This is a genomic window from Mesorhizobium sp. WSM4871 (assembly GCF_055811295.1).
This window is the reverse complement of record NZ_JBVVPU010000020.1, coordinates 39660-61226: the sequence shown is the minus strand read 5'-3', so window position 1 is coordinate 61226 and position 21567 is coordinate 39660. Positions and strand designations below refer to the sequence as shown.

19 protein-coding genes are annotated in these 21567 nt (G+C 64.8%); 9 read left to right on the top strand and 10 right to left on the bottom strand.

Annotated elements, in window-relative coordinates; all coding sequences use genetic code 11:
• Positions 1-3: 3 nt before the first annotated feature.
• From AC0L2H_RS29925 to AC0L2H_RS29880, 10 genes are all read right to left on the bottom strand, one after another.
• Positions 4-240 carry a type II toxin-antitoxin system Phd/YefM family antitoxin gene (locus tag AC0L2H_RS29925; RefSeq protein ID WP_473593427.1) on the bottom strand — a complete coding sequence of 79 codons (237 nt, stop codon included), beginning with the start codon at positions 238-240 and terminating at the stop codon, positions 4-6.
• A gap of 109 nt (positions 241-349) precedes the next feature.
• Positions 350-1939, bottom strand: coding sequence for an AMP-binding protein (locus AC0L2H_RS29920; RefSeq protein ID WP_473593426.1), 1590 nt, complete (start codon positions 1937-1939; stop codon positions 350-352).
• 13 nt (positions 1940-1952) lie between these two features.
• Positions 1953-2870 (bottom strand): alpha/beta hydrolase, encoded by a 918-nt coding sequence (locus tag AC0L2H_RS29915; RefSeq protein ID WP_473593425.1) that lies wholly within the window; start codon positions 2868-2870, stop codon positions 1953-1955.
• Between the two features lie 65 nt (positions 2871-2935).
• Positions 2936-4909, bottom strand: a complete 1974-nt coding sequence (locus AC0L2H_RS29910; RefSeq protein WP_473593424.1) for an alpha-ketoacid dehydrogenase subunit alpha/beta — start codon at positions 4907-4909, stop codon at positions 2936-2938.
• A 58-nt stretch (positions 4910-4967) separates the two neighbouring features.
• Positions 4968-5741, bottom strand: coding sequence for an SDR family NAD(P)-dependent oxidoreductase (locus AC0L2H_RS29905; protein WP_473593423.1), 774 nt, complete (start codon positions 5739-5741; stop codon positions 4968-4970).
• Complete coding sequence (locus AC0L2H_RS29900) at positions 5738-6526, bottom strand: SDR family NAD(P)-dependent oxidoreductase (protein ID WP_473593422.1); 789 nt, start codon at positions 6524-6526, stop codon at positions 5738-5740. Before AC0L2H_RS29900 ends, AC0L2H_RS29905 begins: the two co-directional genes overlap by 4 nt.
• Positions 6527-6564: 38 nt before the next feature.
• Entirely contained in the window at positions 6565-7527 is a 963-nt protein-coding gene (locus tag AC0L2H_RS29895; protein WP_473593421.1) for an ABC transporter permease, read from the bottom strand.
• On the bottom strand, positions 7524-8519 hold the full coding sequence (locus AC0L2H_RS29890) for an ABC transporter permease (protein ID WP_107648723.1): 996 nt from the start codon (positions 8517-8519) through the stop codon (positions 7524-7526). The genes AC0L2H_RS29895 and AC0L2H_RS29890 overlap by 4 nt, the downstream gene beginning before the upstream one ends.
• Positions 8497-9975 (bottom strand): sugar ABC transporter ATP-binding protein, encoded by a 1479-nt coding sequence (locus AC0L2H_RS29885; protein ID WP_473593420.1) that lies wholly within the window; start codon positions 9973-9975, stop codon positions 8497-8499. Before AC0L2H_RS29885 ends, AC0L2H_RS29890 begins: the two co-directional genes overlap by 23 nt.
• An 86-nt stretch (positions 9976-10061) precedes the next feature.
• Positions 10062-11183, bottom strand: coding sequence for a sugar ABC transporter substrate-binding protein (locus AC0L2H_RS29880; RefSeq protein WP_473593419.1), 1122 nt, complete (start codon positions 11181-11183; stop codon positions 10062-10064).
• A gap of 271 nt (positions 11184-11454) precedes the next feature.
• On the opposite strand from AC0L2H_RS29880, the gene AC0L2H_RS29875 reads away from it, so the two are divergent.
• From AC0L2H_RS29875 to AC0L2H_RS29835, 9 genes are all read left to right on the top strand, one after another.
• Positions 11455-12468: a LacI family DNA-binding transcriptional regulator gene (locus tag AC0L2H_RS29875; protein ID WP_107648726.1), complete on the top strand. Its 1014-nt coding sequence runs from the start codon at positions 11455-11457 to the stop codon at positions 12466-12468.
• 439 nt (positions 12469-12907) lie between these two features.
• Positions 12908-14167, top strand: a complete 1260-nt coding sequence (locus AC0L2H_RS29870) for a sugar ABC transporter substrate-binding protein (protein ID WP_473593418.1) — start codon at positions 12908-12910, stop codon at positions 14165-14167.
• On the top strand, positions 14164-15735 hold the full coding sequence (locus tag AC0L2H_RS29865; protein ID WP_473593417.1) for a sugar ABC transporter ATP-binding protein: 1572 nt from the start codon (positions 14164-14166) through the stop codon (positions 15733-15735). The genes AC0L2H_RS29870 and AC0L2H_RS29865 overlap by 4 nt, the downstream gene beginning before the upstream one ends.
• A gap of 8 nt (positions 15736-15743) precedes the next feature.
• Entirely contained in the window at positions 15744-16718 is a 975-nt protein-coding gene (locus AC0L2H_RS29860) for an ABC transporter permease (RefSeq protein WP_097573132.1), read from the top strand.
• Between the two features lie 17 nt (positions 16719-16735).
• Entirely contained in the window at positions 16736-17755 is a 1020-nt protein-coding gene (locus AC0L2H_RS29855) for an aldo/keto reductase (RefSeq protein WP_473593416.1), read from the top strand.
• 5 nt (positions 17756-17760) lie between these two features.
• Positions 17761-18513, top strand: coding sequence for an SDR family NAD(P)-dependent oxidoreductase (locus tag AC0L2H_RS29850; protein ID WP_473593415.1), 753 nt, complete (start codon positions 17761-17763; stop codon positions 18511-18513).
• A 6-nt stretch (positions 18514-18519) separates the two neighbouring features.
• The gene (locus AC0L2H_RS29845) at positions 18520-19752 is read left to right on the top strand and encodes an acyl-CoA dehydrogenase family protein (protein WP_473593414.1); all 1233 of its coding nucleotides are present in this window, start codon (positions 18520-18522) and stop codon (positions 19750-19752) included.
• A complete protein-coding gene (locus tag AC0L2H_RS29840; protein ID WP_473593413.1) occupies positions 19736-20776 on the top strand; it encodes a phosphotransferase family protein in 1041 nt (346 codons plus the stop codon). The genes AC0L2H_RS29845 and AC0L2H_RS29840 overlap by 17 nt, the downstream gene beginning before the upstream one ends.
• 102 nt (positions 20777-20878) lie before the next feature.
• Positions 20879-21559: an SDR family NAD(P)-dependent oxidoreductase gene (locus tag AC0L2H_RS29835; RefSeq protein ID WP_473593412.1), complete on the top strand. Its 681-nt coding sequence runs from the start codon at positions 20879-20881 to the stop codon at positions 21557-21559.
• Positions 21560-21567 lie beyond the last annotated feature (8 nt).

Genomic DNA, 21567 nt, shown 5'->3' with positions numbered 1-21567 from the left:
GACTTAGTCGTCCAGCGAAGCCACATCTTCAGCCGGTCGGTCCTCCGGTGCCATTAGATCAATCTCGTCGGCATCGGCCCAGAAGTCCCGAAACGCGTCGGCTGCCATGCGGGGATGGTCCGGAACCAGGCGCGCAATTACCTTGCCGTGCCTCGTGACGGCGATTTCTTCACCCGCTTCGACTTCGGCCAGCAACGCCGAGAAGCGGGCTTTCGCCTCAACGACCGTTATATTTTTCACCGGCGTTCCCATAAAATGACCATATGGTCAGAATATAGGTGCGAACCCACGACTCGTCAACGACCGCTCCGTTCGCTTCCAACGGACGATCACGCTCGCGAAGCTCAAGTCAGCGCGCGGCTTCGCGTAGCACGAATTTCTGGATCTTGCCGGTCGCCGTCTTCGGCAATTCGCGGAAGACGAAGCGTTTCGGGATTTTATAGCCGGCCAATCTGGAACGGCAGAATGCGACCAGCTCTTGCGTCCCGACCTCCTTGCCGGCCTTGGTCTCGATGAAGGCGCATGGCACCTCGCCCCATTTCTCGTCCGGCATGGCAACGACCGCGGCCAGCAGAATGGCGGGATGCTGGTGCAGCACATTCTCGATCTCCAGGCTGGAGACGTTCTCGCCGCCCGAGATGATGATGTCTTTCAACCGGTCCTTGATCTCGATGGCGCCGTCCGGGTGGACGATGGCGAGGTCGCCGGTGTGGAACCAGCCGCCCGAAAACGCGCTCTCGCTCGCCGCCGCGTCGCGATAGTAGCCGGCCATCAGCGTGTTGCCGGAAAGCTGGATCTCGCCCATGGTCTTGCCGTCGGCCGCCACCGGCATTCCTTGCTCGTCGGCGACCCGGACTTGGCTTGCCGTGATATGCCGCACGCCCTGGCGCGCCAGGAATGCGGCTTTTTCTCCAGCGCTTGCCGTGGCCAGGCGGCCGGGCAGTTCGCATAGCGTCGCCGGACCGTAGGATTCGGTGAGGCCGTAGAGATGGACGAGGTCGACGCCCAGCGCATCGAGCTGTTCGATCAAGGTGCTGGTTGGCGACGCGCCGCCGGTCGCCACCGTGACGCGCTTTTCCAGGGCGCCGGCAGGGCGCCCGGGATGGTTGAGCAGCATGTAGAGCACCACCGGCGCGCAGGAGAAATGCGTCACAGCGTGGGTCGTGAGGGCGCCGAACACCAGATCCGGATCGATCCGGTCGAGGCAGACATGCAGGCCGCCCGCGGCCGTCACCGCCCAGGTGTGGCACCAGCCGTTGCAATGGAACATCGGCAAGGTCCAGAGATAGACCGTGTCGCGATCGAAGCCGAGCGCCATGACATTGCCCAGCGCATTGAGATAGGCGCCCCGGTGGTGGTAGACGACGCCCTTGGGCCTTCCGGTCGTGCCTGACGTGTAGTTGAGGCAGATCGGCTGCCATTCATCGGCAACGCCTGATATTTCGAAGCGGTCTTCTGCGGGATCACCGGCCAGGAGATCGAGCCTGTCCTCGCCGCTGTCTTCACTTTCCGCCAACAGCACGACGCGCGTGTTGCCGAGGCGCCCGGCTTGCCGTGCAATGTCGATGCTTCCAGGGTCCGCCACAATGAGGCGGCTGCCGGAATGGTCGAGTATGTAGGCGACGGTGTCGGCGTCGAGCCGGGTGTTGATGCTGTTGAGCACCGCGCCGATGGAAGGCACAGCATAATGGGCGGCCAGCATCTCCGGCCGGTTGGAGCACATGAAGCTGACCACGTCGCCAGCCCCGATCTCCTGCCTTCCGAGCCAGGCGGCAAGCCGCGCCGCGATGCCGCCGAATTGCCGGTAGGTCCAGCGCCGATCGTTCCAGGCGATTGCCGGGCGGTCCGGATGGACTGCCACGGCCCGCGCCAGGAAATCCGCAGGGGTGAGCGGATGGAAATTCGCCGGCCGGCGCGAAAGATGTGGCTCTACCTGCATGCTCCTGATGTCTCTAAGGTTTTAGCGTCTCGACGAACCAGTCACGCGCCATCGTCGCCGCCACCTTCACCTTGGACTGGTCCGAATAGAGCGTCATATGCGAGGTGTGCGGCAGCACTTCCAGCTTCTTCTTCGTCGACGGAATCTGGTTGAAGGCGCCGATTTCGAGATCCCATAACGTCAGATCGTCGCCCTCGGCCACGATCATCAGCGTCGGCGTGTTGTAGATGCGCTTCACGAATGGCCCGACATCGTAATTCATCAACAGGTCGACCGACTCCACCGTGCTGCGGTTCTCGTAAAGCGGCGCTTCCGAGGCCTTGATGGCCATGAAGGTGCGCACGGTTTCCGGGAACGGCCAGGCCGAGACCTCCTCGGCCGAGTTTTCGGTGGCATGCGGCAGATAGAGCTGCTCGCCGGGCTTTTCGTAGCGAAGCTTGCGGTCTTTCAGCACGAGATCCCAGAGCGCCCGGTATTCCATAGTTCCATGCGCGCGGCGCATGTTCTCGTACCCGTCGATCACCGGAATCTGGCTGACGATGGTTTTTACGCGCGGGTCGATGGCGGCGAGGATGAGAGCGTGGCCACCCGAGTAGGAAATACCCCAGACGCCGATGCGGTCGGGATCGACATTGTCGTGACGCTCGAGGAAGCTGATGGCGTTCTGGTAGTCGCGGATCTGCTGCCAGGGATCCAGGTGCTGGCGGTTGTCGCCATCGCTGACGCCCAGGTTGCGATAGTCGAAGATCAGCGCGTTGATGCCCGCATCGGCGAATGCCTGGGCGTATGTCGGCATGACGATCTCGCGCACATAGCACCAGCCGCCGGCCAGCACCACGGTTGGCGCCGGCTTCGATGCGTTGGCCAGATACAGCCAGCCCCGCACGGTCGTGCCTTCGGACTTGAATTCGACGTCCACTCGTTTGGTCATAAGATTTCCTCTGCTAGTCAATCGATTGCATTTGGGGTTGAAATTTTCGCGCGCGGCATATCCCGTCAGCTCCGGTAGCAGACGGTGCGCGCCGCCTCGGCGATCCGCGCCGCATTGGGGATGAGTTCGCGTTCCAGTGCGGAATTGTAGGGCATCGGCACATCGGCCATCCCGACGCGCGCCACCGGCGCGTCGAGCCAGTCGAAGGCGTTCTCCATGATCAGCGCCGAGATCTCGGCGCCGAAGCCATGCGTGGTCCAGCCTTCATGGGCGACGACGCAACGGTTGGTCTTGCGCACCGAGGCAAGGATCGTCTCGCTGTCCAATGGCCGCAGGCTGCGCGGATCGATCACCTCGGCCTCGATGCCGTCGCGCGCCAGTTCGCGTGCCGCCGAAAGCGCGACGTCCACCATCGCCATCGTCGCGACGATGGTCACGTCCTTGCCCGGCCGGCGGATGGCCGCCTTTCCGATCGGCAAGGCATAGGGCGCCTCCGGCACCGGGCCGCGGCTCTGCTGATAAAGCAGCTTGTGCTCGATGAAGACGACTGGATTGTCGTCGCGGATCGCCGCCGTGAGCAGGCCCTTGGCATCGTAGGGATTGGAGGGCGCCAGCACCACCAGCCCGGGGATATGCGCGAACCAGGTCTCCAGCGACTGCGAATGCTGGGCGCCGAGGCGGATGCCGCCGCCCTGCGGCCCCCGGATCACCAGCGGAATGCGCGCCTCGCCGCCCAGCATGAAACGCAGCTTCGCCGCCTGGTTGACGACCGCGTCCATCATGTGGGTGATGAAGTCGAAGAACTGCACCTCCACGATCGGCCGCAAGCCGGTCAGTGCCGCCCCGACCGCGGCATTGGCGATCACATTCTCCGAAATCGGAGTGTCCCGCACACGCTCGGTCCCGAACGCCTGCTGCAGGCCTGCCGTGCACTGGAACAGGCCGCCGATCCGGCCGACATCCTCGCCGAGCACGATGACGCTATCGTCGCGCGCCATCTCCTGGTGCATGGCTTCGCGCACCGCCTCGACATAGCCGAGCTGGCGTGAGCCGCCTTCCGGTTCGGGTGAGGCGGCCAAGGACGGCGCCATGACGGCCGGAAAGAGGATGTCCATCGCCGGTTCCGGCGCCTGCCCGGCAGCGGCGATAGCCTGTTCGATCTCGGCGTCGGCCTTGGCGGCGATGGCATCGATGCGCTTCTGGTCCACCTGCCGCTGCCTGAGCAGCGCCGTCATCTTCAGGATCGGGTCGCGCCGGCGCCATTCTTCTTCCTCGGCCTCGGGACGGTAGCGCGGCAAATTGGTGCGCATCGAATGATCGCCGGAACGATAGGTCATCGCTTCGATGAGGCTCGGGCCTTCGCCGGCGCGCGCCCGTTGCACGGCGATGCCGACGGCATCCCGCACGATGACGGCGTCGTTGCCGTCGATGGTCTCGCCTGGCATGCCATAGGCGGTTGCGCGGGTGGAAATCCTTGGCACGGCGGAAGCCTGCTCGACCCCCAGCGAAAGCCCGTAGCCATTGTTCTCGCAGACGAAGATGACCGGCAGCTTCCAAAGTGCTGCGAGATTCAGGGATTCGTGGAAGATCCCTTCATTGGCGGCGCCATCGCCGAAGAAGGCGACGCAGACCTGTCTGGTGTCGCGGATCGTTGCCGACAGTGCCGCGCCCGTGCCGATGCCGAGCCCGGCGCCGACAATGCCGTTGGCGCCGAGAATGCCGCGGTCGAGTGCCGCGATATGCATGGACCCGCCGAGCCCATGGCCATAGCCGGTGATGCGACCGAACAGCTCGGCCATCATCTTGCCGGTGTCGGCGCCCTTGGCGATGCAGTGGCCATGGCCGCGATGGTGCGAGACGATGTAGTCGTCATCGTCGAGCACCGCGCAGGCGCCGACCGCGATCGCTTCCTGGCCGACGCAGGAATGCGCAGTGCCCTTGATGGCGCCCGACTTGAACAGCTCCGCCGCCCGCTCCTCGAAGCGGCGGATGCGCCACATGTCGAGAAAACAGGTTTCAAGCTCGGTGGTCTCCAGCATGGGAGACACCGTAGCCGAAACCGTACTTTCCCGACGCGCCACGCTCATGAAAAGAGGCTCATGTGAACAGGCAGCCGCCATTGACGTCGATGGTGGCGCCGGTCAGGTACGAGCCGTCCGGTCCGGCCAGGAAACTGATCGCCGAGGCGATCTCCGACGGGTAGGCGGCGCGACCGAGAGGGATCTTGTCCCACTCCGTCTTCTTCATCTCCTCGAAGGTCACGCTGCGCTTCTCGGCCTCCTCGCGCAATGCATCGAGATGCATGGAGGTCGCGACATTGCCGGGCGCCACGGAGTTGACCCTTATGTTGTCGGCCGCGAGCTCCGCCGCCGCCGTATGGGTCAGCGAGATGACGCCGGCCTTGGAAGCGCAATAGGCGCCGAAAAAGCCATGGCCGCTTTTGCCGTACCAGCTCGAAACCGTGACGATCGAAGCGCCTTTTGCCGCGCGTAGCGCGGGAATGAAATGCTTCATCAGGAACACATTGGCGCGCAGGTTGACGTTGAAGACGCGGTCCCACTCGGCAATGTCGAGCGTCTCGATCGAGCCGACCTGCTGCAGCACGCCGGCCACCAGGCCGAGGAACTTCAGCGGCGCGCCGATAGAGGCGATCGCGGCGTCGATGGCGCCATACTGGTCGGGGTTGGTGATGTCGGCGGCGACGCCGATCACCTTCTGCCCGTCCTTGGTTGTTATCCCCTTGGCGACCTCGGCCACATTGTCGAACTGGTCGACGAGCACCAGCGACCATCCGTCGGCGGCGAGCCGTTCGGCCGTCGCCCGTCCGATGCCACCGGCGGCACCGGTCAAAACTCCTGTCTTCGCGCTCATTGCAGGATCATCCCGCCGTCGATCAGCAGCACCTGACCGGTCATGTAGTCGGATTGCGGCGACCACAGGAAGCGCACCGTGCCGACGACATCGGACGGCTTGGCGACCCGGCCGAGCAGGATCTGGCTGGCCAGCGAATTCATCGCTTCGCCGGGCGCCTTGCTTGCGCCCATCGCCAGCAGGTCGGCGTCGAGCTTCTCCCAGAGCGGCGTATCGACGACGCCCGGACCGAACGCATTGACCGTGATGCCCTTGCCGGCGAGCGCCCGCGCGCCGGCCTGCGTCAGGCTGATGACGACGGCCTTGCTGGCGGAGTAGGGGGCGAAGTCGGCAAAGCCGGTGCGGCCGGCGATGGAAGCGGTGTTGATGATCTTGCCCTTGATCCCGCGCTCGATCATCGCCTTGGCGGCCTCCTGGATGCCGATCAGCACGCCAAGCGCGTTGACGTCCATGATCGCATGCCAGGTCTTTTCGCTGGCCTCGAGGAAGGGCTCCGGCTTGTTGAAGCCGGCATTGTTGATCATGACGTTGATGCCGCCGAATTCCTTGCAGCAGGCGGCGACCGCCGCCTTGACCTCGTCGCGCTTGGTGACGTCGACCCTGCTAAAGACGACGCGGCCGGCATGATCCTTCGACAATTCCTTGACGGTCTGCTCGCCGACGGCCGGATCGATGTCGGCGATGACCACGCCGTAACCGTCCTTCAGCAACGCGGTCGCGATTTCCCTGCCGATGCCTCGCGCGGCGCCCGTGACGACGGCGCCGCCTCTGTTGTTCTCACTCATCCCGAAATCTCCTCTTTTTGAAATCCTGCGGCACGGGCTCAGACCCGCGCCGGTTGCAGTTTGCGTCCACGCTGGCGCAGCCAGTAATCGAGCAGCAGCATGGCAAGCAGGATGCCGCCGACAACGATGCTCTCGAACGAATTTGGTATGCCGCCGATCGACACGGCCGACGAGATCAGGCGAATGATCAGCGCGCCGAGCAGCACGTTGAGGATGGTGCCGCGCCCGCCTTCGAGCGGCACCCCGCCGACGACGGCGACGGTGATCCCCGAAAGCAGGAAGCTGTCGAAGCCGATGCCCGACGCCGAGCCTGAACGCATCGCAGCGAGAATGCCCGCACTTGCGCCGAGCATGGCCGATCCCGCGAACGCCGTCATGTAGACCGGCAGGGTGGTGACGCCGGAGCCGCGCGCGCGCTCGAGGTTGCCGCCGACCGCATACATGGAGAGGCCAAGCCTGGTGTAGCGCATCAGCAGCCCGACGATGATGACGACGGCAAAGCCGATCAGGCCGAGCAGCGTCACCGGCCCGAACTGGGCGACCAGCGCATCCGAGGCCCAGAACAGGTCGGCGGGCAGAATGGCCGGGCGCTGCGGCGCCATGACAAGAGCCAGGCCGCGCAGCGCGATCAGCATGCAAACCGTCAGCACCAGCGAATTCACCCCGGTCTTTTCGATGATATAGCCGATGGCCGCGCCGTAGAGGCCGGCGGTGATCAGCGCCGCCGTAATGCCGAGCGCCAGCGAGGTCTCCGAGAGCGACAGCGCCATGATTGCCGCCACGGCGGCGACAGAAGCAACGGCAAGATCGAGCTCGCCGACCACCATCGTCAGCATAATGCCGGTGCCGACCAGCGCGATCAGGCCCATATTCTCGGTGATGGAGGCGGCATTCGAGATGGAGGCGAAGCCCGGCATGGTGAGGGAGAAGACGACCAGCAGCACCGCGCAGATGGCGAGCCGCACCTGGAAACCGGTATCGAGCTTGAGGGCGTTTCTCATGAGCCGCGCGCCTTGAGCAGTCGCATCGACAGAAGCACGCCGGCCGCGAGCAATCCCTTCAGCAAGTCGCGCACGCCCGCATCGATGCCGAGCAGGAGCATGATGTTGCCAAGCATGGTCAGCACGATCGCGCCGAAGCCAGCGCGCCAGAGCTGGCCTTCGCCGCCCTGGATGGCGATGCCGCCGACCAGGATGGCAGCGACGACATCGATGGTCAGGCCGCGGAACATGTCGCTCTTGGCCTGCGACACCTGCCCGACCACGAGGATGCCGACAAGCGCCGCCGTCAGCGCCGCGGCGACGAAGGCGATCATGACGATGCGGCGGGTCGGCACGCCGATCAGGTTCGCCGCCTTCGGATTGGCCCCGGTCAGCACCATCTGGCGGCCGAGCTTCGTCCGCGACAGGAACAGCGAGCCGAGCACCAGGAGCACGACGAAGATGATCGCCTGGTTGGGAATGCCGAAAGTCGTGCCGCCGCCCAGCCATGCGATAGGATTGGGGCTGAGCGTGATCGTTCTGTTATCGGCGAGCATGACGACGCTGCCGAACAGGGCTGAGCCGAAGGCCAGCGTGGTGACGATCGGGTTCAGCCCGCGCGACACCAGATAGCCCTGGACCAGCCCAAGGATGATGGCCACGGCAAAGGCCAGCACGAGAGCCAGGAGAACGGGCTGGCCCGCCGACACCGTCGCCGCGAACACATAGGCCGCGGTCACCGCCTGCTGCTCGATGGCAAGGCTGACGAACTTGCCCGAGATGGTGATGGCGGCGGTGCCGATCGCCGCGATACCGGTGATGGCGGAAGCCTGCACGACGGCGATCAGATTGGGCGTGGTGCCGAAGCCGTCGACCGTCAGCGCCGCGATAATGGCCAGCGCCGCGATCGGCACGAAGGGGCCAAGCCGCCTCAGCCAGACGCGGCGCCGGCTGTGCTCTGCCGTTGCATCGCGCTGCTTTGCGGCCATGTCACTCACGGTCGATACTGCCATGTGTGATCCATGTCGCCAGTTGGTCGCGGGTCAGTTCCGCCGATGGCGCCTGGTGCACCAGCTTGTTGTCGTGGAAGACCAGAACGCGTTCGCCAAAGCCCAGCACCTCGTCGAGGTCGGTGCTGGCAAACAGGATCGCCAGCCCGTCATCGGCCAGCGCGCGCAGCAAGCGGTAGATTTCCGCACGGGCGCCGACATCGACGCCACGCGTCGGCTCCTCGAGCAGCAGGATGCGCGGCTTGCTCGACAGCCATTTGCCGATCGAGACCTTCTGTGCATTGCCGCCCGAAAGCGCATTTACCGGTCGCTCGCGATAGGCCGGCAATATGGTCATGCGCTCGGCGATCGCATCGACGGATTGCCGAAGCCGCGATGGCCGCACCAAGCCCCACAGGCCGGACTGTGCGAGCCCCGGCGCGCTCATGCTCTCCCAAACCGGCAGGTCGCGAAAGAAACCATCCAGCTGGCGGTCGTCCGAGCAATAGGCGACAGCCTCTGCCTTGGCGTTGGAAGCCGTGGCGCCCTGGAATTCGATCGCTCCACCCGACAGCGGGCTGACGCCGGCGATGGCGCGTAGCGGCTCGACGAAGCCGCTGCCGAGCTGGCCGCAGACCGCGACGATTTCTCCCGGCCGTAGATCGAGACTGACCGGGCTCGCAAGGCCGCCGGCAACGACATCCTTCAGCCGCACCACGGGCGCTGGCAGAGCCTTGTCTGCCCGAGCCGGCGTGTCCGGATAAAGCTCATCGAGTTCGCGTCCGATCATCGCATGGACGATGCGGGTCAAGCTGGCATCCTTCGTCTCGAACTGGTCGGCGAGCCGCCCGTTGCGAAGAATGACCGCCGCATCGCAGATCTCGTCGAGTTCGTTCAGCCGATGGGTAATGTAGAGAACGACATTGCCCTCGTTTGCCAGGCGAAGCACGGCCTTGTGGACGAGTTCGATATCGCTGTCGGCGAGCGCCGCGGTCGGCTCGTCGAGGACCAGCACGCGGGCGTCCTGGGAGAGCATGCGGGCGATCTCGACCAATTGCCGCTCGCCGATCGTCAATTCACCGACGGCGGTGCCCGGATCGACATGTCCGAGCCCCAGCCGGTTGAGGTATGGCGCGCACAGGGCAGGGGCCGACCCGCGCCGCAGCCAGCGGGAAGGCTGCGTCAGCATGAAGTTTTCCGCCACGCTCAGATTGGGCAGCACGCTGATCTCCTGCTGCACCACCGCGACGCCCGAGCGGCTGGCGCGCTCGGGGCTGGACAAATCGACCGGCGCGCCGTTGACGCGGATGGCGCCGGCCGTCGGCGTGACCAGGCCGGAAAGGATCTTGACCAGCGTCGACTTGCCGGCGCCGTTCTCGCCGAGCAGCGCCGTCACCTTGCCGGGCTCGACGCTGAACGTCACGTCGCTCAGTGCGTGCACCGGTCCATAGGATTTGGACAGACCACTGATTTCAAGCATTTCGCAACACCGGCCATGGCTGGCGACATTCAGCAGTCGCCAGCACTTGGTTTGTCGGGAAGGCTGCCTTGCTCGCCTCCTTCAGATCAATACACGCAATGGTCCGAGAAGGTCTCGCCCCAGAGCTTGAACTTCGAAAGGATCTCTCCAGCCTTGGCCTTGTCGGTGCCGACGACGACCTGCGGGTTCGGAATGATGTTGATCTTGCTTGGCGCGAAGTTGAATTCGGGCCGCGCATCCGCCGTGTCGGGCGCGATGTACTGGCCGTCCTTGACCTGCTTGCCATATTCGAAGTAGCGCGCCACGACGTTGAGCGAGAACCAGCCTTCGAGGCCGGCGGCCTGCACGCCGGTCGCGAATTCCTTCGCCGACTGGATTGCCGAGATGTCGGCGATGCAGGTGGCGCTGATCAGGTAGACGTCCTTGCCGGGCACGAGGCCGACTTCCTCCAGCGCCTGCACGGCGCCGGTCACCGGTCCGTCCGAAGCGCCATAGACGAAATTGATGCCTTTGCCGCGGATGCTCGGGATGAGCTGGCTCATTGCCTTGTAGCCGCTTGCATTGTCGAAGCCCGCATATTCCGAAGCGATGACGTTGAACGGCTTGTCCTTGGTCGCGTCCGCGAAGCCGGCCTCGCGATCGTCGCCGGCCGAATATCCCGGTATGAACTTAAGGATGACCAGATTGCCGCCGTCGCTGGCCAGCTTGTTGCCGGCCGCGACATAGGCGTCACGCGCCGCGATGGCGTTCTTGCCGGCAACCTGACCGTTGAAGAAGTCGTCGACGCCTGCGTAGGCGACGACGAGATCCTTGGCTTCAGGCCGCAGCGCCTGATTGACCTGGAAGACCGGCACGCCCGTGCGGCTGAGGCGGCGCAGCGTCGCCAGACCAGCCTGATTGTCGGCGGGCCACCAGATATAGGCCGCCGGCTGGTTTGGCGAGCCGATGCGCTGCTGGGCCTGTGCGTCCTGCTCGGTCTGGTCGAAATTGTTCTCGATGATGGTGATCTTGTAGTTCGCCTCCGCCGCACTCTTCTCGGCGCCGCGGATCCACTGCGCCAGATAGGCGTTGCTGCGGCTGGGCATCAGGACGACGATCTCCTTGCCCTCGCCGTCGAGCTTGCCGTCGGGCTCTTGCGCCATGACAGGCGCCCATGCCAGCACCACGGCAAACAACGCCGCAAAGGCGGCACCAATCTTCGTTCTCATGACTTCCTCCCAGTTTGTAGTCAAATGAGTAAGCGCCTGAAAACATCTTGTCAATCGATTGCAAAAAGTGTTGTCATGTGACCAACGGTCGCTGGGAATCGACGGCCGAGCACAGGGGGAGAGCGATCATGGAGAGACGAGCAATCTTCCATTTGGCCATTCCGATAGCCGCCACGGCAAGGCCGGCGGCGAACCATCGCTTGCCAAATATCGGCGGGCCTGCCAGCAAGATCATGGGATTGGGCGGCGCAACGAGGATGCGGGCGAGGCCATGGCGCGCTTGAACATGCGAGAGCTCGCGCTCAAACTTGGCGTTGACCGCGCCACCGTCTCGCGCGCGCTCAGCAACGACAAGGCTCATCTGGTCGCGCCGGCGACGCGCGAACGCATCCGTCAGGCGGCTGGTGCTGCCGGCTACCGGCCGGACCTGACTGCCGCCACGCTTCGCCGCGGCCGCTCGCATACGGTCGGGATACTGGTATCCGATCTCGGCAACGAAACCTTCATCGATGTCATTCGCACCATTTTCCGCCATCTCGACGCGCGCTCGGATGCGCCTCCGATCACCCCGCTCATCGCCGAGACGCTGGATCAGCCCGACGCCACACGCCGCCTGATCCATACATTCCTGTCGCGTCGCGTCGACGCCATTATCTCGCTCGCTTCGACGGAAGCCGACACCGCGATCCTGCAGGATGCCGCCCGCGAAGTCCCTGTGGTGCTGGCAATCCGCGCCATTGCCGGCGCTGTCTTCCCGTCCGCCCTGTGTGACGACCGGGCGGGAGGGGCGATGGTGGCCACGCACTTTGCCGAGCGGGGACACAAGATCGTCTGCCAGGTCCAGGGGCCGCCTTTGTCGGCGACCTTCAAGAACCGGGCGCTCGGGTTCTCGGAGGTCTGCGCCTCGCGATCCATCGTCGAAACGCCGCAGCGCATATTTGCCGAGACCGCGACTTCGGCCGCAGGCAAGAGGGCGCTCGACGCCCTGCTGGCGGTCAGCCCGCGGCCGACGGCGATCTTCGCCCACAATGATGCGCTGGCGCTTGGCGTCATCGAGGCCATGCGCCATCGCGGGCTTCGCTGTCCGGAAGATCTCGCGATCGTCGGCTTCAACAACACGCAGCTTTCGCGGATACTGGCCGTGCCGCTCTCGACGGTGGACTATCCGGTCGAGGAGGTCAGCCGCCATGCCGGCGAGCTCGTCCGCAATCTGATCGCCGACCCGTCGTACCGTTTCGAAAGCCGGCTGTTTACGCCTTCCCTGATCGTTCGCGCTTCTTCCTGAGGGCGGCCGGATGTCTTGTGGCGAGTGGAGCTTGAGGACTACCTGTCTCGCGGCAATTTTCTGCAATCGATTGACAAGCGCCTGCATAGCGGTTCATAAAAATGCGACGGACATCATGTCGGGCACTCTGCGCCGAGATCGGGCAGGGCCCCGGCTGAAGTCTCAAAATGATAAATTTTGCGGTTTGATCCGAGGCTTGGAACTGCAAACTGTCATGTGGGCGCCGGGGAGGGCGTCTCAGGTTAATCAACGAACCCGGCAATAACAGTGACCGACCCGTTTTCGGGGCCGGATCGATGACATGCAGACGGCGCAGCATCGTTCGCATAGGCCGGCTGTCGATGGAAAAGGGTGAGGGAGATGCGGCGCAAGGGGAAACGCATCGCAAAAAGCAATCGATTGTAGAAACATCGAGAAATAACCAAAGGGAGTGAAAAGCATGTCTCGTGAAGAAGATATTGTAAGGACGGTCTCGCAAATTCAGGATCCGATGTCGCGCCGCGTGTTCATGCAGCTCGCCGCCGCCGCCGGCATCAGCCTGCCGATGGGCACGGCGCTGGGCATGCGGGTAAACCAGGCCTTTGCCGCGCCGACCGGCAAGGCGGCGACCTGCGTGGCGACGCTCGCCAACGACTATTGGGCGGCCTTCATCAAGGGCTTCAAGGCGACGTCCTCGGCCTTGAAGATCGACCAGGTCGAGCTCTATCACGACAATGACGCGGCCCGTGAAATCAGCCAGGTTCGCGGCCTGCCCACCCAGGGCGTCAACATGCTGATCAACACGGTCGTCGCCGCCGGCGAGGTGCCGATGATCGCCAAGCTCTGCCAGGAAAACAGCGTCTATTACTCGGCGATCTGGGAAATCCCCGCCTGGTTCACGCCGTCCGATGTCGGCGACTACTTCGTCTCCTACATGACCGCCAACTCCGTCGAGGCCGGCTACCAGGTCGGCAAGGAATTGTTCAAGTCGATCGGCGGCGAGGGCGAGGTGGTCCACATCAAGGGCCTCGCCACGCCGACCGACGATGCCCGCACCGCCGGCATGATGAAGGCCGCTGCCGAATTCCCCGGCATCAAGGTCGTCGGCGGCCTGCGCGGCGACTGGGTCCGCGAAAAGGCGCGCACGGTCATGCTCAGCATGGTCACCGCCTATCCGAACATGAAGGCGGTCTTCGCGCAAAACGATTCCATGGCGCTGGGCGCGCTCTCGGTGCTCAAGGAGCGCAACCTGACCAACGTCAAGATCGCCGGTATCGACGGTCTCTCGGAAGGCCTGCAGGAGGTCGCCAAGGGCGGGCAGTTCGTCGCCACCAACACCTCGCTCGCGCCCTACCAGGCCGGCTTTGCCGCGGTCATGCTGTTTGACGCGCTGAACGGCTGGAAACCCACGCTTGCGGAGCGCCTGCTCTACACCGGCTCGCTCACCGCGACCGGCGAGACGGCCGCCTCGATCGACGAGAAGGTCTACAAGGGCGCCGAACTGCCGTTCGATTTCGCCAAGATGAGCCGCACCCTCAATCCCGACAATTGGGATCCGCAAAACAACATCTACCCGATCGATCCCGCCACCCAATGGGCGGGTCAGGAGGGACAGGACAAGCTCAACGCAGCCTATGGCGACGCGGCGAAGTGGAAGGCCGAGTTCGACGCCGTCACCAAGCTCTACGCGGACCACTACAAGAGCGGCCCGTTCAAGTGACCTCCCTGACTGTGGTCGGTCGTCCGGATCTCCCGGGCGGCCGGCCGGCCGCAGCGCCCGCGCTCGAGCTTCGCGATATCTCCAAGACTTACCCCGGCACCAATGCGCTGACCGGGGTAAGCTTCGTGCTGCGCCGCCACCAGATGCTCGGTCTGGTCGGCGAGAACGGCGCCGGGAAATCGACGCTGCTGTCGATCATCAACGGCACCGTGCGCCCGGACACCGGCACCATATCGATCAATGGCGAGGCGGTGCGCTTCGGCCATCCGACGGAGGCGGCGCGCAACGGCGTCGCCACCGTCTTCCAGGAACAGGGACTGATCCCGACCATCCCCGTCTTCGAGAATATCTTTCTCGGACGCGAGACCAAATTCACCTTCGCCGGCGGTCTCAGGCGCAAGGCGATGATCGCCGAGGCGCGCGCCGTGCTCGAAGAGCTCGAAGTCGATGTCAGCCCGACCGCGCTCACCGGCGCCCTGTCCTTCGGCCAGCGCCAGCTTGTCGAGATCGCCAAGGCTTTCGCGCTCAGCCGCGTCTATCCGGTCGAGCCGATCATCCTTCTCGACGAACCGACCAGCGCGCTTTCGGATCACGAGACCGCCAAGCTTTTCGACGGCATCAACCGCTGGCGCTCGCGCGCCTCCTTCGTGCTCGTGTCGCATCGCCTGTCCGATGTCTTCGCCATATGCGACGAGGTCGTCGCCTTGAAGGATGGCCATGTCGTCGATCAGCGGCCGATCAAGAGCATCGACGAGGTGGCGCTGCACGAACTGATCGTCGGCCGCCAGCGCAACGCCGAATACTACCGCGAGGCCGTCCAGCGCGAGCCGTCCGCCACCGTGGCGCTGCGCGCCACCGGCATCAGCAAGCCGGGCCATCTGCGCGGCGTCTCGCTCGATCTGCGCGAAGGCGAAATCCTCGGCGTCGCCGGCGTCCTGGGTTCCGGCAAGTCGACGCTTGCCAGGATCATCGCCGGCGCCGAAGCGCAGGGCGAGGGTGACGTAATCGTCGAGGGCGCCACGCTGCGCCGTGGCTCGCGACGCGACGCCATACGCCATGGCATCGGCTTCGTGCCCGCCGAGCGCAGCGTCGCCGGCATCATCGGCACCGACACGGTCGACTGGAACCTGACGCTGCCGAACCTCAAGCAGATCGCCTTGGGTTTTCTCGGCCTGATCTCGCCCAGGCGCAGCCGGGCGCTCACCGTTGAATGGATGCAGCGTCTCAAGGTGCGCGCCCCGGGGCCGTCGGCAGCCTGCCGCACGCTGTCGGGCGGAAATCAGCAGAAGATCGTCTTCGCCAAGTGGCTGGCGCGCGGCGTTCGCATCCTCGTCCTCGACGACCCGGGCCGCGGCCTCGATGTCGGCGCCAAGGAGGACATCTATTCGCTGATGCGCGAGATCGCCGACAAGGGCGCGGCCGTGCTTCTGGTCTCGGACAATCTGCCCGAGCTGATCGGGCTCTCGAATCGGATCATGGTGCTTCGCGATGGCGTGGTTTCCGCCATCGTCGAAACGCCGAAGGACGCCAAGCCACGCGAAGTCGACGTGGTTTCGGCAATGCTATAGGGGTTGAAATGGCAGAAGTACCGGCCACCGTGGCCAAGAAGCAGGGTGACTTCAATCTTCGCACGATCGTGTTGCCGATCATCGCGATCGTCGTGCTGGTCGCCTATTTCTCCTACGTCAATCCGCTGTTCTTCTCGGCCTCCAATGCGCTCAACATCGGCCGGCAGTCCTCGGTGCTGCTGATGGTGGCGCTCGCCGGAACCGTGGTCATCCTGATCGGCTCGATCGACCTTTCGGTCGGAGCGCTGGTGACGCTGACCGGCATCCTTGCGGCGCTCACCGTCGACCAGTTCGGCCTCGCCGGCGCGACATTGGTCGGCATCGGCGTCGGCGCCCTTGTCGGCCTGGTCAATGGCAGCCTCGTCACCATGCTTAAGGTGCCGTCCTTCCTGGTCACGCTCGGCATGCTGTCGATCCTCTCCGGCGTCGCCAACCAGATCTCGCAGGGCCAGTCGATCCTGTTCGCCGACAGCCTGCTGCCCGACCTGGTCAACGGCTCCTTCGTGCTCGGCATCCCCAACGTCATCTGGTTCGCGCTGATCGCCACCGCCGTGCTCACCGTCGTCGCCTTCCGCACCAAGCTTGGCCGCTATCTCTACGCGCTCGGCGGCGGCGAGATCGTCGCCTCGCATGCGGGCGTCCCGGTCACCTTTTACAAGATCCTCGCTTTCGTGCTGGCCGGCGCCATCTGTGGCCTCGCAGGCGTCATGCTGACCGGCCAGGTCGGCGCCGGCACGCCGACGGCGGGAAGCAGCCTGCTGCTCAATTCGATCGCCGCCGTCGTCATGGGCGGCACGGCCCTGTCAGGCGGCATTGGCGGCCCGCACCGGACGTTTCTTGGCGTGCTCGTCATTGCTATCCTGACCAACGGCATGGACGTCACCGAGGTCAACAGCTTCACCCAGGACATCGTCAAGGGCTTCGTCATCATCCTGGCGGTCTCGCTCACCATCGACCGCTCGAAATATCTTTTCATCAAGTGACAGGAAGGGTTTTGTTCATGAACGCGTCGGACAAGAAGAAATTCGGCCGCACCGGCCTCGAAGTCACCACGATGGGTTTCGGCACGGCGCCGATCGGCAACCAGTTCCGCGCCGTCCCGGAAGCGGACGTTCGCGACGTCATCAAAGGTGCGTGGGATGCCGGGCTGCGCTATTTCGATACGGCGCCGATGTATGGCCATGGCCTGTCCGAGCGCCGGCTGGGCGAAGCGCTGCGCGCCTTCCCGCGCGACGAATATGTCCTGTCGACCAAGGTCGGGCGCCTGCTCGCTCCGGTGCCGAAGGGCGAGATGAAATCCTTCTTCTGGGTCGACATGCCGCCCTTCGAGGTCGTTCACGACTATAGCTATGACGGCTGCATGCGCTCCTTCGAGGACAGCCTGCAGCGGCTCGGCGTGTCGCGCATCGACATCCTGTTCATCCACGACATCGATGTCTTCTCGCACGGCCCCGAACTACAGAAGCAGCATTTCCGCACCGCCATGGACAGCGGCTACAAGGCGCTGGAAAAGCTGCGGTCCGAGAAGGTGGTTTCGGCCATCGGCGTCGGCTGCAATGAATGGCAGGTTTGCGAGGCGGCACTGCGCGAGCGCGATTTCGACTGTTTCCTGCTGGCCGGCCGCTACACGCTGCTCGAGCAGGAGGCGCTCGACACGTTCCTGCCGCTCTGCGAGGAACGCGACGTCGCCATTGTGCTCGGCGGCGGCTTCAACAGCGGCATCCTCGCCACCGGCGCGGTGAAGGGCGCGCACTACAACTACAGCGAAGCCGAGGAACCGATCCTCCAGCGGGTCGGCAAGATCGAGGCGGTGTGCCGCGAGTTCAATGTGCCGCTCGCGGCCGCGGCACTTCAGTTCGTGCTGGCTCATCCGTCGATCCCGACCAACATACCGGGCACCCGCACCAGGAAGCATCTCGACCAGAATGTCGCCCTTATCGGCCATCCCATTCCGGCCGAATTCTGGGCGGCGCTGAAGAAGCAAGGCCTGATCCGCGAGAATGCGCCGACGCCGGCCTGACGGCCATGTTCCAGGACCTTGAAGGCAAGACCGCGCTGGTCACCGGCGCCTCCGGCGGGCTCGGGTTGTATTTTGCCGAGCTTCTGGCCCGGCACGGCGTTTCGGTCACGCTGGCCGCGCGCCGAAGGCAGGCGCTTGCCGAAGCCGCCGAAAAAATACGGGCGGCCGGCGGCAGCGCTGGCGCGGTCGAGATGGACGTCGCCGACAGCGCCTCGGTGGCGGCGGCGCTTGCACAGGTGGACACGCCTTTCGACATCCTCATCAACAATGCCGGCGTCAGCGGAACCTCGCCGGCGCTCGATCTCGACGAGGCAGGCTGGGACAATGTGGTCGACACCAACCTCAAGGGCAGCTTCGTCGTGGCCCAGGCGGTCGCGCGCGGCATGAAGGCCTTGGGCCGCGGTGGCGCCATCGTCAACATCGCCTCTATTCTCGGCCATCGTGTCGCCGGCAATGTCAGCGCCTACGCCGCTTCGAAGGCCGGCGTGATCCAGTTGACCAAGGCGCTGGCGCTGGAATGGGCGCGCCATGGAATTCGCGTCAATGCGCTTTGCCCCGGCTATATCGAAACCGACATCAACCGCGATTTCTTCACCTCGGAAGCCGGCCTCCAGCTTATCAGGCGCATTCCGCAGCGCCGGCTGGGCAGGCCGGATGAACTCGCCGGTGCGCTGCTGTTGCTCGCATCCGATGCCGGCAGCTACATTACCGGCTCGACCATCGAGGTCGATGGCGGCCATCTCGTTTCATCCTTGTGAGTGCTCATGAATTTCGACATTCCCGCCCGCACCGAAGCCTTTCGCGCCGAGATCGCCGACTTTGTCGCGCGCGAGATCCTGCCGCTGGAGGCTGACAGATCCTCCTACGATGCCCATGGCAACATCGCGCTGCCGTTGCTGGAGACGCTGCGGGCCAAGGCGCGGGCGGCCGGCCTGTGGTGCCTGCAACTGAAGCCCGAGACCGGTGGTGCCGGTCTTTCCAAGGTGGAGATGGCCGTCTGCTACGAGGAGATGAATCGCTCGGTCTTTGGTCCGGTCGTGTTCAATTCCGCGGCGCCCGATGACGGCAACATGATGGTGCTGGAAGCGTTGGGGACGGCTGAGCAGAAGCAGAAATGGCTGCAGCCGATCGTCGAGGGCCGGGTCCGTTCGGCCTTTGCGATGACCGAGCCGCATCCGGGCGGTGGTTCCGACCCGTCGATGATCCTGACCAGGGCCGAGCGGCGCGGCGACAAATATGTGGTCAGCGGCCGCAAATGGTTCATCACCGGCGCGGGGGAGGCCAGCCATTTCATTATCGTCGCGCGCACCTCGGACGATCCGCGTCGCGGGCTTTCGGCCCTTCTGTTCCACAAGGACCAGCCGGGCTGGCAAATCCTGCGGCGTATCGAAATCATGGGTCCCGAAGAGCATGGCGGCCATTGCGAACTGGAATTCGACGGGCTGGAGGTGCCGGTTGAGGATGTGCTTGCCGGCGAGGGCAGCGGGCTGAAGGTCACCCAGGTCCGGCTCGGCCCGGCGCGGCTCACCCATTGCATGCGCTGGCTGGGCCTCTCCAAGCGCTGTATCGAGATCGCCCGCGCCTATGCCGCCGAGCGCCATGGCTTCGGCAAGCTGCTGGCCGACCGGGAGAGCATCCAGCTCATGCTCGGCGATCTCGCCATGCGCATCGAGATCGGCCGCCTGCTGGTGATGAAGGCGGCCTGGGAGCTCGATCGCGGCGGCTTTGCCCGCAAGGAGGTCTCGATGGCCAAGGTCCAGGTCGCCAACGTCCTGCATGACGCCGCCGATGTGGCGATCCAGATCAATGGCGCGCGCGGCTATTCGAAGGATACGGTGCTCGAATGGATCTATCGCTATGCCCGCCAGGCTCGCCTGGTCGACGGCGCCGACGAGGTCCACAAGATGGTGCTCAACCGGTTCCTCAACGAGGAGGGCACAGGCTTCTGGCGCTGGAATGTCGAGCCAGGCGAAACAGGCCATGCCGGAAAGCGCTGAGCCCGTGACGCGGCCGGATTTCGATCCGTTGCGGCTGGAGGGTTTTCTCAAAAGCCGCTTCGGCGCTGGCCTTCTGTCGCTGCAGCGGATCGGCGGCGGCCAGTCGAACCCGACCTATTTCGTCGACTATGGCGTACATCGCATGGTGCTGCGCAAGAAGCCCGGCGGGCCGATCCTGCGCGGCGCCCACGCCATAGATCGCGAATACCGGGTGATCGAGGCGCTTGCTCCAACCGATGTGCCGGTGCCGCGGCCGGTGCTCTACCACGCCGGCGACGAATTGCTCGGCACGCCCTTCTATCTGATGGAACGCCTCGACGGCCGCGTCTTCCATGATTGCGCATTGCCGGGACTGTCGCGCGACGAGCGGCGCGGCATCTATTTCGGCATGGCCGAGGCCATGGCCAAACTGCATGCCATCCAGCCGCAAGAGGTCGGGCTCGGCGACTACGGCCGGCCGGGAAACTATTTTGAGCGGCAAATCGCGCGCTGGACGAAACAATTGCAGGAATCGCCGAGCGACCGCATCGCCGCGCTCGAAACCGTGGCAGAATGGCTGCCCAAAAATCTTCCACCGGACGATGGCCGTGTTGCCATCGCGCATGGCGACTTCCGCCTCGGCAATCTCCTCTTCCATCCCGAGCGGCCTGCGGTGATCGGCATTCTCGATTGGGAATTGTCGACGCTCGGCCATCCGCTCGCCGATCTCGGCTTCTGCTCGATGCCCTGGCATTCCGCGCCGGACGAATATGGCGGCATCCTCGGCCTCGATCATGCAGCGCTCGGCATCCCGGCCCAGCGCGAGTTCCTCGACCATTATTTCGCCCATGCCGTGCCCACCGGGCCGCTGCAGCCGTTCCATCTGGTTTTCGCGCTGTTCCGCTTCGCGGTGATCTTCGTCGGCATCGCCGACCGGGCGCAGGCCGGCAGCGCGGCCGCGGCCAACGCGGCTGATATCGCGCCGCTGGCCGGCCGTTTCGCCGCACGCGCCGTGGAAGTCGTCGACGATGCGCGGCCCTGGTGATGTTCGCCGGCTGATGCCAGGGACCGCAGCAATGCTTTTTCTTGCCTGCCACGCCGGAAGGAGCGACCTTGCCTGGCCGGAATCCAAAAATGGAGAAGCTCGATGACATCCGACGTTGCAGTTATCGCGGGTGCGGGAGCGGGGCTGAGCGCCTCGCTCGCCCGCCTTCTCGCCAAGGAGGGCTTTCGTGTGGTTCTGGCTGCGCGCAACGTCGGCAAGCTCGCCGCGCTGGCCGATGAGACCGGCGCGCTGGCGGTCGAGACGGACGTTGCCGACGCCGCTTCGGTCGCAAACCTGTTCGAGGCAGCCGACAGGGCCGGTCCGCTGTCGCTTGCGGTGTTCAACGCCAGCGGCCGCACTCGCGGGTCGATCGCTGACCTCGACCCCGAAGCAGTCAGGCAGGCATTGCTGGTCGGCGCCTATGGCGGGTTCCTGGTCGGCCAACAGGCGGCTCGCCGGCTGCTTTCCCGCGGCTCGGGCTCGATCCTGTTCACCGGCGCCACCGCGAGCGTCAAGGGGTTTTCGGGCTCTGCCGGCTTTGCCATGCCAAAGTTCGGCCTGCGCGGACTGGCGCAATCCATGGCCCGCGAATTGGCGCCGAAAAACATCCATGTCGCGCATTTCATCATCGACGGTGTGATCGCGCCGCCGGGGCAGGCTGATGAATCGGACCGCCGGCTGTCTCCAGACGCGATCGCGCAAACTTATCTTGCCCTCCATCGGCAGCATCGCAGCGCCTGGAGTTCAGAAGTCGAAATCAGGTCATGGGTCGAGACTTTCTAACCTTCGGC